This is a genomic window from Paenibacillus ottowii (genome assembly GCF_006874425.1).
Lineage (GTDB): Bacteria > Bacillota > Bacilli > Paenibacillales > Paenibacillaceae > Paenibacillus > Paenibacillus ottowii.
This window is the reverse complement of record NZ_VIJZ01000001.1, coordinates 269,687-284,727: the sequence shown is the minus strand read 5'-3', so window position 1 is coordinate 284,727 and position 15,041 is coordinate 269,687. Positions and strand designations below refer to the sequence as shown.

Genomic DNA, 15,041 nt, shown 5'->3' with positions numbered 1-15,041 from the left:
ACTAACGAGATCCCTTTACTATTTATCGTAAACAGTCCTTCCGTTTGACTTAAATATGATTTTTTAAGTATAAATAAATATTATTCTATTCATCAAATTTCTGTTAACTGAATATCTGGGAAGGAGATTTATAAGGTTTATTTGTGATTTTCGCTGATTTCCAATAACGTCTTATTTACGAACTTCGTGAAAACAAGGAAAATAATAAATTAAACGAATTTCGTATTTGAAATAGTCCTTTTATTGTATCATCAAATGGAAGAATATTACGACTGCTAACTTTAGTTAAAAACAAAAAAATCCCTGTCTTCACAACAGAAACTTTTTGGAATAAATGATTCACACGGGCATCCCATCAATGACATGTACGTAGAATTCATCAAACGTTAACTATACATAATATATAAGAAAATAGGTTTATTCCATGTGTACCACTTGGCATTAAGCTTCGTCGACATCAATTAAGAACACCCGCTCCTGGAATCCTCCCCGGGCCTCGGCTTTGTCCGCCCGCAGCTTGTCCAGCTCGGGTACATTCGCTCCATGTACTTCTGCCAGCGCTCGGATGACTTCCAGCATATCCGCCAGTTCTTCCAGCGCGTCCTGATCTTTGTCCGCTGCAAAATACTCCTCAGTCTCTTCACGAAGCTTCGTTCGCAGTTCCTGCTTATAGTCCTCTGAGTCTAATATGCGTGTCCGACATTCCTTACCCTGAGACATAATGATATGCGGGATCTCATCCCGCACCAGCTTGTTGTATGTAGGCATTTCAAACAACACCCTTTCTGATATGAAGTTTAAAAATTTAACAATTTAATTGAACGGACTTTCTTTAAAAATAGACGGATACCGCTTCGATGGATTCGTTACAATACGCCGCGATAGACGCTCTAGAATAGAGTCTGTTTTATAAAGCAACATGTCTACTTCCTCCTGTTTCATCGACTCCTCGGATGCTTCATCCTCTCCGGAAACCAGATAATGCACGGTGCCCATAAACAGCACCACATCTAAACACGGCTCCGCATCCGAGCGAATTAGCCTAAGCAGATCGTTCATGGATAGGCTAATGGATAAAGGTATGATTTGATTTCGATGCACATATATGGCCTTCGCCATAGAAAACATGGCACGATCACAAAGAATGAGGCAGTTTAGCCATTGATTATGGTCTCGCATCATCTGGGCAAGCTGCATTTGGTATTGGGCAAGCTTTTGAAAATCCAGCATGCAATTCAATATGTGGGTATCGCTATACTCAGGCAATTTGAAATCAGCTTCACTATGTAGTTGGTTGCTTAAGGAGTAATGTTTCATGGGGGTATCAACTCCTGAATTAAAATTTCATAAACAGTGTGAGCAACGTAGCATATCAATGGACCACTAAAATGTATAATTTTCTAGCTATCGGACAAGCTTCATATTGAATATTACTATATAGTAGTTTTTAATTCAATTTACTTACTAACGCATATTAATTAGATGTAACTCTTTCTCTACACTTCTAACTATAGAGAGGTGTAAACATGTCAGAACTTTTAGAATTAGTCGGTACACGTATTCGAGATATTCGAAAGTCTAAAGGACTTTCCCAAGAAGCTTTAGCCGAACAAGCAGGATTCAATTCGAGTTACATTGGTTTCATTGAGCGCGCGGAGAGAAATATATCTTTAAAAAATCTGGAGAAAATAGCAAAGGCATTGAACGTGAGCGTCTATCAGTTACTTACATATGTGAAGGAAAATGATGAGCTTACCGAAGAAGATTCGAGTATAAAAGCCATTTTGTCTCTCCTAAGAACTCGTGAATCCAAAGATACTGAACTGGCCTTAAAGATTCTTACGGACATCTTTATGAGAATCGATGAACGATGAAGCAAAAAAAAGGAACTGCGCTTTGCAGTTCCCCACCATCTCTATTCCTTACGATAACGCCAGCATCGCTTTCATATCTTCTTCTGCAGTCGTAATGAGCTTCAAGCCAAACATCTCCACCAGTACATCCAGTACACCAGAAGAAATAAACTCAGGCGGCTTCGGCCCAATGCGAATATCCTGAATGCCCAGGCTGAACAAGCCTAGCAGGATGGCAACCGCTTTTTGCTCAAACCAGGACAGCACGATGCTGACAGGCAGCTCGTTCACTGTACAGCCGAAAGCATCTGCTAATGCCAGAGCGATTTTCACAGTAGAACCCGAATTGTTGCATTGCCCCAAATCAATATAACGCGGAATGCCAGTATCTCCAACAGTGCCGTAGTCCACATCATTAAAGCGGAATTTACCACAGGACGTGGTCAAAATGACCGTGTCATTCGGCAAGGATGTCGCCAGCTCGCGGTAATAGTTGCCGCCTTTGCCTGGTGCGTCACAGCCCGCGATGACGAAGAAACGACGGATATGTCCGTCTTTGACTGCCTGAATGATCTCAGGTGCTAGCCCGATGACCGTCTCATGATGGTATCCTGTCGTAAGCACCTGTTCAGAGTCTACATCTGCGGCTGGCAGGGCCAACGCACGTTCGATCAGTGGAGAGAAATCATCGTTCACAATTTTGGCAACACCCTCCAGCCCTGCTACTTCATAAGAGAAGAAGCGGTCTGCATAGGTGCCTTTAATCGGCATAACACAGTTCGTCGTGGCAAGAATCGCGCCCGGGAATTCTTCGAACAATCTGCGTTGATCGTACCAGGCTTTGCCGATGTTGCCCTTGAGATGTGCATATTTCTTTAACGCCGGATAACCGTGGGCAGGCAGCATTTCCGAGTGAGTGTAGATGTTGATGCCCTTTCCTTCGGTCTGCCGCAGTAATTCCTCCAGCGCGTACAAATTATGTCCGGTCACGACGATGCATTGGCCTTCGATTTTATTTTGGCTGACGGTAATCGGCTGTGGAATGCCAAAACGATCCGTATGCGCACGATCCAGCACATCCATGATCCGTACAGCTGCATTTCCGACCTTCATCGCCATTTCCAAATGCTCTTGTACATTAAAGTTAGAATTGGTTAAGGTCATATATAACGCTTCATGCGTAATCCGATCCACCTCAGGATCGCTATATCCCAACTGACGTGCATGTGTGGCATAGGCAGCAATGCCTTTTAATGCAAAAATCATTGTATCCTGCAAACTCGCTACCGTCTCATTTTTTCCGCATACTCCAATGACTTTACACCCGCCACTCGGCGTCTGTTCACACTGATAACAAAACATATTGTTTTCCTCCAAATATTGATAGATATTTGTTCGTTATCTACAGCGTAACAAACCCCTGAACGTGCAGGTGTGATTACACACACACTTTTTAGCACAGATTATCATGGGACGGTGCAGGACAATTCCGCATTCCAACATTCCATTCCTACTCCAACGAATTCTCCTGAATTCCTCCGTTCTTACGGTACTGCACAGGCGACACGCCCATGGCCTTTTTAAAAGCAGTGCTAAAATAGTGCTGACTGTCGTATCCCGTACGTTCTGCTATTTCAAGCACAGACAACGTCGTAGAGTCCAGCAGCTGCACTGCTTTGCGAATACGGGCACGTGTGACGAGGGTCACGAAGCTGTCGTTGAGCTCCTTTTTGAGCACACGACTAAGATATACAGCAGATACCTGTAGACGCGAGGCCAGTGCTTCCAGCGTCAGTTCCCGATCGGCATAACCTTCCTGAATAAGCTGCCGTGCCCGGCGCACGATGGGAGATAGCTGCGATTCACCGTGCACCCGATCCCGGCTGATCCGATACGCATCGATTGCGCCTTCCATCCCACCTGTGTTGGGCTCCACATGTGTGTGGACCGCTATATTCAAATAGCGTCCAATGGCCTGCTCTATGGAAGCACCGATCGTCTCGGGTGCCTCCTGCCACAGGCATATGCCGATCAGCCCATTCGCATCGCGGAACAACACATGTGATCGGTCCTCCAGCAGTTCGCCAATAATATTTTCAGCGGCGAAAAGAAACAATTGGCGATCATTCTCACGCATAATCGTCTGCCGTGCCTCTACCGCTGGCCACCGTACCACACCGATCTGAACAGGCGGCCGGGATGGAAGACGTAAAAACGCCAACTGCTCCATAATGTCTATTCCCGTGTGCTGTCCTTCCAGCCATTCCAGGCAAAACCGCTGGCGCAGCAGCGGAATATTCCGTTCAATCTGCCCGGCAGCTTGCTCTATATACACCGCACGCTTGCGCTCCTCGTCCAATCGTTGACGAAGGCGCGACAATGCAGCGTGAAGTTGCTCCGCATGTACCGGCTTTAAAATATAATCCTCTACGCCAAGTCGGACAGCCTCCTGCGCATAAGCAAATTCATCATGCCCGGAAATGATCAGGCAACGGCACTCCGGGCGTTCTTCCCGCAGTCGCCGAATCAGTTCAATCCCGTCCATGAACGGCATATTCATATCGACCAGTACGATGTCGATGCTAAGCTGAGCAACCAGTTCCAGCGCTTCCTCACCGTCCTCTGCCTCTGCTGCAACCTCCATGCCTAGAGCCGCCCAGTCGAGGCAATCTCGAATCCCTTCACGAATGATCGGCTCATCATCTGCGATCAGTACTTGATAACGTTTGGCCGTGGCTATGCCTACTTCTGGTATGGCTTGGTCAATCAGACTCGCCGTTGTCGCGTTGTCTGTTCCCTTGAATTTCGTCATCCTGACCCTCTCCTCTGTCATAAGGCTTCTTCAGTTGCGCCATATCCAGCAGCAACGGATGAGTGATTGTTACGCAGGTACCTCCCCCTTCTTTACTGTCCAATGCAATTCCATATTCCTCGCCAAAAGACAATCGTATACGCGCCTGCACATTTAGCATGCCGTAGCTCCTGCCATTTGTACGAACTCCCTTTTGTTTCTGTCTTCCTTCCATCGCTTCCAGTGGCCTTTCCAGCCATTCACGCAGCTCACGCAGACGTTCCGCTGTCATCCCTGCACCGTCGTCACGTACCGTCAGCAGCAGCTTGTCGTCCTCGGCTTTAGCTTCTACGCAAATCGTGCCTGGACCGCGTCTGGCCTTAATGCCGTGATAAATTGCATTTTCCACCACAGGCTGAAGCATCAGCTTCAATACGAATAGATCCTTCAGCTCGTCGGGAACATTCAATTCCCAGCGAAGCCGGTCACGATAACGGGTTTGCTGGATTTGCATATAGCTTGAGATATGCTCAATCTCGGAGTGCAGCGGAATAAAGTCATCCCCTTTGGATAGCCCAAGGCGGAACAATTTCGATAACGCCCCCACCATGTCAGATACGTCGTCTGCTCCATTTTTTCGGGCCATCCAATGAATGGTATCTAGCGTATTGTATAGAAAATGCGGCTTAATATGCTCTTGAAGACTGCGCAGTTCGGCATCCCGTTTTTGCCGTTCCCTCAGTTCGCTAAGCGACATAAGACGGCGGATCTGCTCCAGCATCCGGTTAAAGCTCCGGCCCAGCATTCCGATCTCATCCCCGCGCTCACTCCACTGGCGAACCGTAAGATCCCCTGTCTCTGCCTTACGCATATAAGACATAAGCCGGAAAATCGGCTGCGCGATGGAACTGGACAATCGCAAGGATGCCGTTAAGCCAAACAGACATACAATGAAAACAAAACAAACGACATAGAACTGAATTTGCCGCACTTCCAGTGTAGACTCGCGCGCCGGGAATACTCCCACGGTTCTCCAGCCCGTGAACTCGGAAGCCTGGAACATGAACAGCAATTCCCTACCTCCCGCTTCACGGGTAAACATCCCGCTGTCCCCTGTGCCAAACCATTGCGGCGGAATGCGTTCAATCAAAGGCATATCCGGCATGTATACACTGCGTCCCTCAGCATCTGTCACCATGACATACCCGCTTTTGCCCAGGGTTACATCTCTGGCAGCTTGCGACACTGCCCGCAGCTTGAGATCAATCATAATCACACCCAGTACATGTCCCGTCTCCGAGTCCGTGACCGAGCGAACGACAGATACAATTTCGCTGTCTTTATATCGGACATGAGTGGTCACATTACGGTGACTTGGCTGTCCCAGCACCGTGAATATCCCTGCATGCTGCGCCGCCTGTATGTACCAGTCTTCTTCCGTCAGGCTGCGCGTGCTTCGAGCATACATTTCATTGCTGATATAATCGCCTTTTTCGTTAACGATCAGAATCCCGGCAATTTCAGGATATAAGGTGGTAAAGCCCTGTAAAAATTGCTTCATTTCATACAGTGTATCCTGCTCCTGTACGGAACTTACTACCTGCTTGGAGCCTGGAGACTGGTTAAGGAGAGGCTGCTGTGCTTGCTTCCCTTGGTTTTCTGGCGCTGCACCACTTGTATGACCCGCGTGGCCATCAGCCAGGGTCCGTCCTTTCAAAAAATCCCCAATTTCAGGATTAAACGCAATCAGATACGTCATGTTCTGCAAATTTTCCATTTTGGTATCGAGTGCTTCGTTCACCTTGCCAATCAACTGCATCGTATGGTTTTCCACCTGCCGCTCCACAATTCGCTCCACCGTCCAATTCACCAACAGGCCTAGTCCCAGCGAAGGCACGATGCCAAACAGCAGGAATAGCAGCATGAGCTGATAACGTAAAGGCATATTGCGCAAGCGTAACCTTGGCATCATTTGATGCACCCTTAATTGGATGCGCTTCCAATATTTATTTTGCATAATAATCATCTACATTCGCTTGGGTGACTACGGAAATCCCGGTATCCACCCGCACGGGCAGTGGGGTGTTATCTCCGGACGAAGAAGGTGCAGGAACCGTCAAATGATGATGCAGATGGAACAGATATTGGAGTGACCAATAGCCCATATTCCATGTCCCTTGCGCAATTGTGGCCGAGATCGTTCCATCACGAATCATATCGAGTGTCGCTTTATTCGTATCAAAAGAAATAATCTTCAGCGGATGACTGTTTTTTTGGCTCAGTGCCGCCTCCCCCACACCTGTTCCTCCGGTGGCTTCGGTCACAAAAATACCCGCCAGTTTCGGATAAGCTTTCATCAGCCTTAGCGATTCATCCCTGGACACCATCACGTCAGCGTGACCATCCACCACTTCCACCACCTTCATGGCAGGATACTGCCGCTGAATGGTATCGCGAAAGCCACGCGAGCGTTCCTCATGATTCTGCTGCCCCGGCAGTGTCAGAATAGCGACTTGGCCTTCACGTCCCAGCAGCTCTGCCATTTTTTCCGCAGCGGTCACGCCCGCCTTGTAATTATCCGTACCCAAAAATGTATACGCCCGGCTCCCTGGTGCTCCGGCGTCAAACAGCACTACAGGAATATCCGCATCCAGCGCCTTATTAATGACCGGGATCAGGGAGTGTGGATCAATCGCTGATATGGCAATACCTGCGGGTTTACGAGCAATCGCCTGCTCAATGACAGTCATCTGCTCCTGAGCATCATACCGGGTAGCCCCCCGGTACTCCACAGTTACCCCCAAGGCATCCCCAGCATCCTCAAACCCTTTGAGCCCGCTTTTCCAATACTCCAAACCGGACTGGAACGTAATCATCATGTACGTTTCTCCGATGCTGCCTCGCAGCCCTTTTTCCTCCCAAGCTCCATTCAACCGCTCGGATTGTTCATATCTGAACACATAGAGAGCAAAGGCCGCAATTAACAGCATGTACACCAGCAGCGTTTTTTTCATCCTTCCTCTCCTCTTCCTATGCGTATCCTTTAATTTAAATTTACTTTGTTTTCATTTAGATTGTAAACGCAATCATATCAAATTGGAACCACTTCACTCTCCATACTTTCAGGTAGCGTTAATCTTGCACTAATGTTCCTAAGGTACAATACCTACAATTGTGCTAGGGAATACAGGTGCGAATCTTGAGAAAAAGGAGTGATATGGATGAGCAAGCCGCGTATCACGGAGTGGACAGAACTACGGGGCCTTGCCTACCTCGCTGTCGTGCTTCAGCATTGCATTGGCGAATATATTTATCGCAGCGACATCCAACAGCCGGATTCCGTTATGCTCGCGATGCTGTACCATTTGACACGTTTTGGCACACCGACGTTCGTTTTCCTGTCTGCGGCGCTGCTATTTTATAATGGTAATAAATCGATTGGCTATTCCCGTTATATTGGCAGGCGGTTTCGAGATATTTATGTTCCTTTTCTCTGCTGGACGGTTGTTTATTGGGTATGTACTCAGAACTGGTCAACCGCGCAGTGGGGAAATCTATCCTTTTACAAAGGCATGTTCAAGGAAATGATTATCCCCGTCAGCGGATATCATCTATGGTTTGTGGTCATGATCTTTCAGTTTTATATTTGGTTTCCTTTATTTGAAAAGGCAACCGAGCAGATTCGAACGTTTCTACGTCGTTATAGCACAAAAAGGCGCAAGCAGCTTGTTCTGGCTGTGATGCTGGTTGCCGCTGCGGCTTATGCGTTGCTGTTACATTGGTCCTACTACGACATGTCTGCATGGAGCACTTGGTTGCCGTCCTTTGGGCAGACTCTGTTAGATTACCGCACATATAACTTTGTTATGTATTTTTTCTATTTTATGCTGGGCGCCGTGTGCGCCTATATGACGGACACCTGGCGGGGATTGGCCCAACAGACGTTGCCATGGAATGTATTTGTCTTTATCGGTCTGTTTATGCTCATGGGTCACACCATGCTAATCCAGTCGGGCGATACGATCAATCTCAATATTTCTACTTATCTGAAGCCAAGCACCTTTGTGCTGATTGTCTCACAGTTACTTTTGTTGTACGGACTACTGCTTCATTTGCAAAAAGACCAGCGGTCCGAGCCGTTTCGCCGTATGCTGAACTGGATCGGACGCTATTCCTTTGGAGGCTATCTGGTCCATGCGCTCGTGCTGTCCTTTATATCCTACTATACCCGTCCGCTTGCACTGGGGGATCATCATTTTACAGCTACGCTCATTACGTTTGTCGTCGTGGCAAGTGCTTCTCTCGGCATTAGTTGGCTCTTTGCCCATCTGCCCGGCGGCAACTGGATTGTTGGCTCCAAAGGCAGACAGCGGTTGAACTGGCGGCTTCATTTTCAGTTTCTCTCCTCCAAACGTGCTTCCAAAAGCACACAGGAGCTTGGCTAATCTTCTGCTCAGCGTTTCAGCATAGGGATTCCAAGCTACACCAAAAGACTTTCGCAGGGCTCATGTATTGAGCTCTGCTTTTTTTATTGTCAAAGTATGCTGAATCATATCCCAGAGTGATTAACATTTTATGACATGGATATGTATTTTATTTTAAAATAAGTCATTATATAGAATAATTATAAGCATTACGTGGGAGAAGTCACACTTTTGCATAAAAAGAATGGGGGGATGAACTCAACATACCATTGTCGCTGATCATGATCTGATCCACAACTTGGTGAGGCTGCTTCCTGGTCTGAAACATACGGTTGAACTGATTAATCAGTTCATCCAAAAGCATAGACTGCTCCAGTACACAAGCATGTCCTAAGCCATACTCTGTGTACAGATCATGTAGGCGTTGTCTGGCGCATTCCATTTGTTGAATTAACGTTTTCGTTTCATCCTTGTTCATCCTGCACACCTCCTATTGAATCTCATTTTAAGAAAGGATGTACAAATACGTCAGGATCAATTTTGAAGCAAAAAATTACAAAATAATACAAAAAGAGACCAGCATTAAGCTGGCCTAGAGTAAATGAATTAGTGCTTGATCAAGATCCACCAACATGTCCTTGAACTTGGATCGTGCCGTGGCTTAGATTTGCAGTTTGAACTGGTACTGTGAATACCAGTAAAAAACTAGTTACCGCCAAGCAGAAAGCCATCTTTTTGATCATTTTTCTCCCACACCTCCTCATAAATAGATTGGAACTGAGCTTGTGTTTTAGGAGCCGCATGTGTTTTGAAATGAGAAAATAATCCAAAACAATTGGCAATAAGTAATACATGATTAATTGTAACAGCTTTTTCAAAGGCGATTAATAAACATTTGAAACCATATGTATATCTGCCTTTATTTAGGCTGTACTTGGCTATCTTGTACCAAAACCTTACGTATTCTTCTGGTAACACTTGTTGTGTGTACATGTCCGAAGAAGACGACTCCTGATACGCTGCAATTTGCGATTCAAACCGCCGGAGAATATGATCTACATCTACATTATAGCGATTAGCCACTTCAAGGACGTTTAATAGCTCGGAAAAGATCTCTTTTTCAGCAGCAATATGTTCTACGTAATCTGGCAGAACACTAATATCACCAGACATAAGTCTGTTGACGTAAGTATTAATTTTCGCCCATTGCTGATATTGCTTCTTCCAATACAGAGACTCGGGGTCTTTTTCCTTCACCCAACTAAGGTCAGCATAACCACGAATATGTGCTAATGCTTGTGCATGATCGCCTTTTGCATCACAAGCATTAGCACACAACAATTCGGCGTAAACTATGTATACAAACAATGGTCTACTTAGCTTTTTTCGTGGTTCTGTTCCTTTGCGCTTGGAATTGTGAACCAAATGATATTGAAGCTGTCCTAACTGACCCATCCGATGTGCAAATTCATACACCTTGTCCCACATGCTTAATGACCTATAGACATTCGCTAAATCTTTTAGAGCATCTAATTGCTCTATCTCGTCTAAGCGATCCACAAAGGGGGCAAATTCAATGGCAGCTTGGAGATTTACAGTCCGATCCTGTCCAACTTTGATTTGGAACAAGCGATACTGGCAGATTGCCAATCGCTCTGAATGCTGCTGCTTCTCACTTTCAGCTACCTTTTTGTATAAGTAAGCGGCTGCTTCGTTGTAACCGTCTTTGTATACATTTTCGGCGACTTCAAAGAGGGATGGCAGATAATTAGGGTTATCCAATAACAGAATGACAACTCGCTGCAAGCAGTCCAATCGCCCTAGCTCAATACATCGGTACAGGAACGGACTGATTTTTTTCCAGTTGAGCGGACATTCTTCAATGCATTCTTCAATGTAGCGTTCGTAAAAATAATCCGGTGGTAAATTCATTCCCACAGTAATACTATCCAGTTGGTGAACAGACATAGATCGGTTGCCCGTCACAATACCACTAACTGTACCTACATTCAAATCGATCTTGTGACCAAACTCGGTCATGGTTAAGCCTTTTCGTTTCAGATAGGTTTGAACTTCTGCCTGTATCGTAGGTGTGATTTCCATGATAAACCACCCTTTCAGCATCTTCATAAATTCCCATTTTCAATAATTCATATAGTTTTGAAACAAATAGTATTATTACTGTTTTTTCATTCATGATAACACCATCTTTTGGAACATCAATAAATACTTTTACTTTATAGATTATTATCTTTTTATTAGGAGATCATTGGATGATAGATTATTATGATAGGAGAAGGTCACTTGAAAAATACAGGTATGACACGTCCCTTAGACTCGTTAGGCCGGATTGTTATTCCAAAGGAATTGCGAACCTCTATGGGTATTCAAGCTGGCGAGTCTTTAGAATTTTATTTGGATGTTGAAACCGGATTGTTAAGTATGCGGAAGTATATTGGTGTCTGCTGTCACTTATGCCATTCGGTTCAGGATTTAAGCTATTTCAGAGATTCATTTTTATGTGAAAAATGCATACAAGATTTGAAGGGAAACATCGAGGTATGTCCAATACCTGTTCCTGCTGTTAAGGAAGCTGGAGGTAGTGAGAACAGCATAAAACGATCATCGTCGCAACATTTGGTTGAACATATTGATTAACTTGATCCCAGTAAACTTCAACAACCAGTCGCTGTTTATCTCAAGGGCGACTGGTTTTTTAACTTTGGATCCATATTTATCAAAATTAACAAGTTAAAATCACCAAAACTTCTAAATGATATTGCTGTAAAATATGGATTTAAACTCGTCAAGATGATATATTCGGTCTATATACAAACTTCCTAAACAGGCATTTTCCCAGGCTCAAAGCTAAAAAATTAACGTTGTGAGTAGGTGTTCAATGAAGTCACATGTTCTAATTTATGATGGTTATGTTAGTTTTGAAATTATGCTAGCGACCTATTTTATGAAAACCAAAGGGGACATTGTTACGCTTGGAGTAACCAAAGATCCTGTCATTTCCTATGAGGATTTTAAAGTTACGCCTTCGGTAGCCCTGGATGAAGTGTCTGCGGAGGACATTCAACTTCTGATTATACCTGGTGGGGATAACACTCAATTAAAGACGAACAAGCAACTGCTAGCTCTCATTAATGCACTGAATAATGATCATAAAGTAATCGCGACCATTTGTTCTGCCACAGAACTATTGGAGCTAGCAGGTGTATCTTCTAAAAACCATGTGATTCATCCATCGGGTCTGGAGATACACAAGAATATCATATCTGCTAAACCCAATAAGTATGTAGATTTTGCAATTGAAATAGGCAAGGTCATGAACATTTATACGGATGATGAAGATTTTAATGAAACCGTTGACTTTTTCAAGCTTTTTAAAGATGGCTGAGTCTCCTCACAACAATCACTTTATGCATGGTGGTATTTGGGATATTATTAATAAATAAATTTACATACATAAAAGGGGTAATTAGAATGAAGGACAAATTAAAGGGGCTATTCGTGGGTTTAATCGTGGGTATGATGATTACGGGTGCAACCGCAATGGCTGCATCTGGAACAAGTGTAAATGCTGTTGTGAAAAAGTTTGATGTATTTTTAGAGGGTACAAAAAAGAATACTGCCGAGGGCTTAATTTACAACGGAAACACGTACATCTCTGTTAAGGATATTGGAACTACCGAAAGCAGACAAGTCACCATCAATGGTAATAAACTGTATTTAGGTAAACAGCAAAAAATTATTACAGAAAATCAAGCAATCACTATCCTTTTGGATAAAATAAAAAACGACGCCACTAAATATAATTTACACGTAATGGTTGAAGGGATCGAAGGAACAAAATACTCTTTAAGAGCCTACGAAGATTTTTCTGATCACATTGCTACTTATGGATTCTATTATGTAGACAAATACACTGGTAAAGTAACTAAATATGACATTGTGCAGGATAAAGAAGTGGAAATTTAAGGATGGGTATTCCCCATCCTTTTTTTTATAAAACGATCCTACTCCCAGACTATCGCTTCAATTGAGCTTCCTTCGAAGTTCCAGACTTACGATCGAATGTAATCGGACCTTTACGGTTCACAATCCGCTTCAAATCCACGGTCATTTCATTCTTCAATTTATCTATAAGCTGATCCTCTCGAATGCCTTTGCTTTTAGCAACCTCGGCCAACGATTTTCCTTGTCCCAATTCTTTTTCTAACTGAACAGGTGTGATCCCCAGCAGTCTGGCTACTTTCTCGTTGAGATGGTGATTCAAGCCGCCAGGTCTTTTACCGTGTCTATGTCTGTGCACATGTCCGTGCTCGTGATCGTTGCCCTGTGGTTCAACCTTCCACTGACGGGCTTCTCCTTGGACCGAAACATTGGGAGTGAGAGCTTGCAACGAAGTAGCCGATTCAATATCAGATGCTCCCGCAATACTCGCAGTACCGTACATCATCACTCCTCCATATAGGATAGCAGCGGTCAATTTCCATTGTTTATTCATGTTGCAGACCCTTCTTTCACCCTTTTTCATCTATATTTTCTCTTTCAGCTTTTTTTATTCATTTTATATGCTTTTCACAACATTCTTTACGCAAAAATAACAAATTCTTGAAAATTGCAATCTGTTGTATAATGGCGGGTAACAACCAGAGGTCGCTATAAAAACATTTATAAGAGATGCGGGTGATAGCCATGGAATGGTATTTTGCATACAAAGAAGAATTGGAAAAGGTATTCCGCCAAGCGGAGGAACGGACATCCGCATTTCCGGCACCCTTTCATCAAGAGGGGTTAGACTTCCTGGCGCGGTTTAATCCGTTACGGGAAGATAGTACACGTAATTATATATGCTATTTACTTCCATTTTGGCTGCAGGAACTCACAGGACTATCCTCCGAAGTATGTCGCAAGCTGTCACTCGGAAATGTGTTCATCATGGCGCACTATTTTATTCAAGACGATGTGATGGACACAGCAGCAGACAACCGTAAAATTCAACTCGCCTTAAGCCAGCTTTTCTATACCGAGTGTCTGAGCATTTATCAGGACCTTTTTCCGGCAACCTCTCCTTTTTGGTCATATGCCCGGACATATGTGAACGAATGGGCCGTTAGTGTGACATCCGAAGGAACAGAGGACTATTTTCAAGGGGAACGACATAAGGTCGCACTGAAAGCAAGCCCGCTAAAAATGGCTGGCACGGGTGCTTTACTACTCGCAGGCCATGCTGATCTGATTCAAACCGTTACCCATATGACGGATTTAGCACTGCTGGTCCTCCAAATGTCGGATGATTGGGCGGATTGGTCAGAAGATTTGGTGGAACATAGCTATAACTGCCTATTGTCCCATATTAGTGCCGAACAGAAGATAGCGTACTGTGAAGGACTAGGACCACAACAAATTCAGGAAGCGATTTATGTACGTGACGTGCTCACCAGCTATGTGAGCATTGCTGATCAAGCAGTCCAGCAGCTCAATTCTATGGAGCCTTCCATCCATGATCTGCATAGTTTTGCGCATTCCATCGCAGCAGAACTGGGCGAAGAGGCGGCAGAAATTGAAGGCGGACGCTCACATTTGAGAAGAGGCGGACTTGACTATTGGCTCTCCAAAAATATGAAATAGTTCTAGATTTTTCCGAGACTTTCGTGGTATACTAACTAGGTAATTATAACCAATTGAATGAGAGGGTGAATTTTGATGGCTACTGAAGTTCTTCAAACACAAGTCATTCAAAAAGCTTGGGAGGATGCCAGTTTCAGAGAAAAACTGATGGCAGATCCTAAATCTGCAATTCGTGATGTGTTAGGAGTCGTGATCCCCGACCATATCCAAATCAAAACGGTAGAGGAAACGCCTGATCAGTTTTACCTGGTCATCCCTCCAGACCCTTCCGGCGTGCTGGCTGCATCCCAGAAACCTCGCTCCATGTGGTAATTGGTGCGTTGCAGCTTA

At 44.6% G+C, this 15,041-nt stretch carries 16 protein-coding genes; 7 read left to right on the top strand and 9 right to left on the bottom strand.

The window, feature by feature from the left end; translation table 11 throughout:
- Nucleotides 1-441: 441 nt before the first annotated feature.
- Nucleotides 442-768 (bottom strand): nucleoside triphosphate pyrophosphohydrolase, encoded by a 327-nt coding sequence (locus tag FKV70_RS01305; protein WP_142611586.1) that lies wholly within the window; start codon nucleotides 766-768, stop codon nucleotides 442-444.
- 45 nt (nucleotides 769-813) lie between these two features.
- Entirely contained in the window at nucleotides 814-1,317 is a 504-nt protein-coding gene (locus FKV70_RS01300; RefSeq protein WP_142611585.1) for a hypothetical protein, read from the bottom strand.
- A gap of 209 nt (nucleotides 1,318-1,526) precedes the next feature.
- Between FKV70_RS01300 and FKV70_RS01295 the strand changes: the two genes are divergently transcribed.
- Nucleotides 1,527-1,874 carry a helix-turn-helix domain-containing protein gene (locus tag FKV70_RS01295; protein WP_040101959.1) on the top strand — a complete coding sequence of 116 codons (348 nt, stop codon included), beginning with the start codon at nucleotides 1,527-1,529 and terminating at the stop codon, nucleotides 1,872-1,874.
- 48 nt (nucleotides 1,875-1,922) lie between these two features.
- On the opposite strand, the gene hcp is transcribed toward FKV70_RS01295, so the two are convergent.
- The 4 genes from hcp to FKV70_RS01275 all read right to left on the bottom strand — a co-directional run bounded on the left by hcp (nucleotide 1,923) and on the right by FKV70_RS01275 (nucleotide 7,658).
- Entirely contained in the window at nucleotides 1,923-3,215 is a 1,293-nt protein-coding gene (hcp, locus tag FKV70_RS01290; protein WP_063212429.1) for a hydroxylamine reductase, read from the bottom strand.
- Between the two features lie 148 nt (nucleotides 3,216-3,363).
- The gene (locus FKV70_RS01285; RefSeq protein WP_142611584.1) at nucleotides 3,364-4,665 is read right to left on the bottom strand and encodes a response regulator; all 1,302 of its coding nucleotides are present in this window, start codon (nucleotides 4,663-4,665) and stop codon (nucleotides 3,364-3,366) included.
- Entirely contained in the window at nucleotides 4,616-6,616 is a 2,001-nt protein-coding gene (locus FKV70_RS01280; RefSeq protein ID WP_142611583.1) for a cache domain-containing sensor histidine kinase, read from the bottom strand. The genes FKV70_RS01285 and FKV70_RS01280 overlap by 50 nt, the downstream gene beginning before the upstream one ends.
- 34 nt (nucleotides 6,617-6,650) lie before the next feature.
- Nucleotides 6,651-7,658: a substrate-binding domain-containing protein gene (locus FKV70_RS01275; protein ID WP_063212432.1), complete on the bottom strand. Its 1,008-nt coding sequence runs from the start codon at nucleotides 7,656-7,658 to the stop codon at nucleotides 6,651-6,653.
- Between the two features lie 207 nt (nucleotides 7,659-7,865).
- Here FKV70_RS01275 and FKV70_RS01270 point away from each other — a divergent pair, with 207 nt between their 5' ends.
- Nucleotides 7,866-9,089 (top strand): acyltransferase, encoded by a 1,224-nt coding sequence (locus FKV70_RS01270; protein ID WP_142611582.1) that lies wholly within the window; start codon nucleotides 7,866-7,868, stop codon nucleotides 9,087-9,089.
- A 202-nt stretch (nucleotides 9,090-9,291) separates the two neighbouring features.
- On the opposite strand, the gene FKV70_RS01265 is transcribed toward FKV70_RS01270, so the two are convergent.
- Both FKV70_RS01265 and FKV70_RS01260 read right to left on the bottom strand, forming a co-directional pair.
- The gene (locus FKV70_RS01265; protein ID WP_064795518.1) at nucleotides 9,292-9,546 is read right to left on the bottom strand and encodes an aspartyl-phosphate phosphatase Spo0E family protein; all 255 of its coding nucleotides are present in this window, start codon (nucleotides 9,544-9,546) and stop codon (nucleotides 9,292-9,294) included.
- A gap of 227 nt (nucleotides 9,547-9,773) precedes the next feature.
- Nucleotides 9,774-11,171: a helix-turn-helix domain-containing protein gene (locus FKV70_RS01260; RefSeq protein ID WP_142611581.1), complete on the bottom strand. Its 1,398-nt coding sequence runs from the start codon at nucleotides 11,169-11,171 to the stop codon at nucleotides 9,774-9,776.
- Nucleotides 11,172-11,372: 201 nt separating this feature from the next.
- Between FKV70_RS01260 and FKV70_RS01255 the strand changes: the two genes are divergently transcribed.
- The 3 genes from FKV70_RS01255 to FKV70_RS01245 all read left to right on the top strand — a co-directional run bounded on the left by FKV70_RS01255 (nucleotide 11,373) and on the right by FKV70_RS01245 (nucleotide 13,055).
- Entirely contained in the window at nucleotides 11,373-11,726 is a 354-nt protein-coding gene (locus FKV70_RS01255; RefSeq protein WP_425280346.1) for an AbrB/MazE/SpoVT family DNA-binding domain-containing protein, read from the top strand.
- 241 nt (nucleotides 11,727-11,967) lie between these two features.
- Nucleotides 11,968-12,474: a DJ-1/PfpI family protein gene (locus tag FKV70_RS01250; protein ID WP_142611580.1), complete on the top strand. Its 507-nt coding sequence runs from the start codon at nucleotides 11,968-11,970 to the stop codon at nucleotides 12,472-12,474.
- An 86-nt stretch (nucleotides 12,475-12,560) separates the two neighbouring features.
- A complete protein-coding gene (locus FKV70_RS01245) occupies nucleotides 12,561-13,055 on the top strand; it encodes a hypothetical protein (protein ID WP_142611579.1) in 495 nt (164 codons plus the stop codon).
- A 49-nt stretch (nucleotides 13,056-13,104) separates the two neighbouring features.
- On the opposite strand, the gene FKV70_RS01240 is transcribed toward FKV70_RS01245, so the two are convergent.
- Nucleotides 13,105-13,584 (bottom strand): hypothetical protein, encoded by a 480-nt coding sequence (locus tag FKV70_RS01240; RefSeq protein WP_064795521.1) that lies wholly within the window; start codon nucleotides 13,582-13,584, stop codon nucleotides 13,105-13,107.
- A 191-nt stretch (nucleotides 13,585-13,775) separates the two neighbouring features.
- On the opposite strand from FKV70_RS01240, the gene FKV70_RS01235 reads away from it, so the two are divergent.
- Both FKV70_RS01235 and FKV70_RS01230 read left to right on the top strand, forming a co-directional pair.
- Complete coding sequence (locus FKV70_RS01235) at nucleotides 13,776-14,711, top strand: hypothetical protein (RefSeq protein ID WP_064795522.1); 936 nt, start codon at nucleotides 13,776-13,778, stop codon at nucleotides 14,709-14,711.
- 75 nt (nucleotides 14,712-14,786) lie between these two features.
- On the top strand, nucleotides 14,787-15,023 hold the full coding sequence (locus FKV70_RS01230; protein ID WP_063212439.1) for an NHLP leader peptide family RiPP precursor: 237 nt from the start codon (nucleotides 14,787-14,789) through the stop codon (nucleotides 15,021-15,023).
- Nucleotides 15,024-15,041 lie beyond the last annotated feature (18 nt).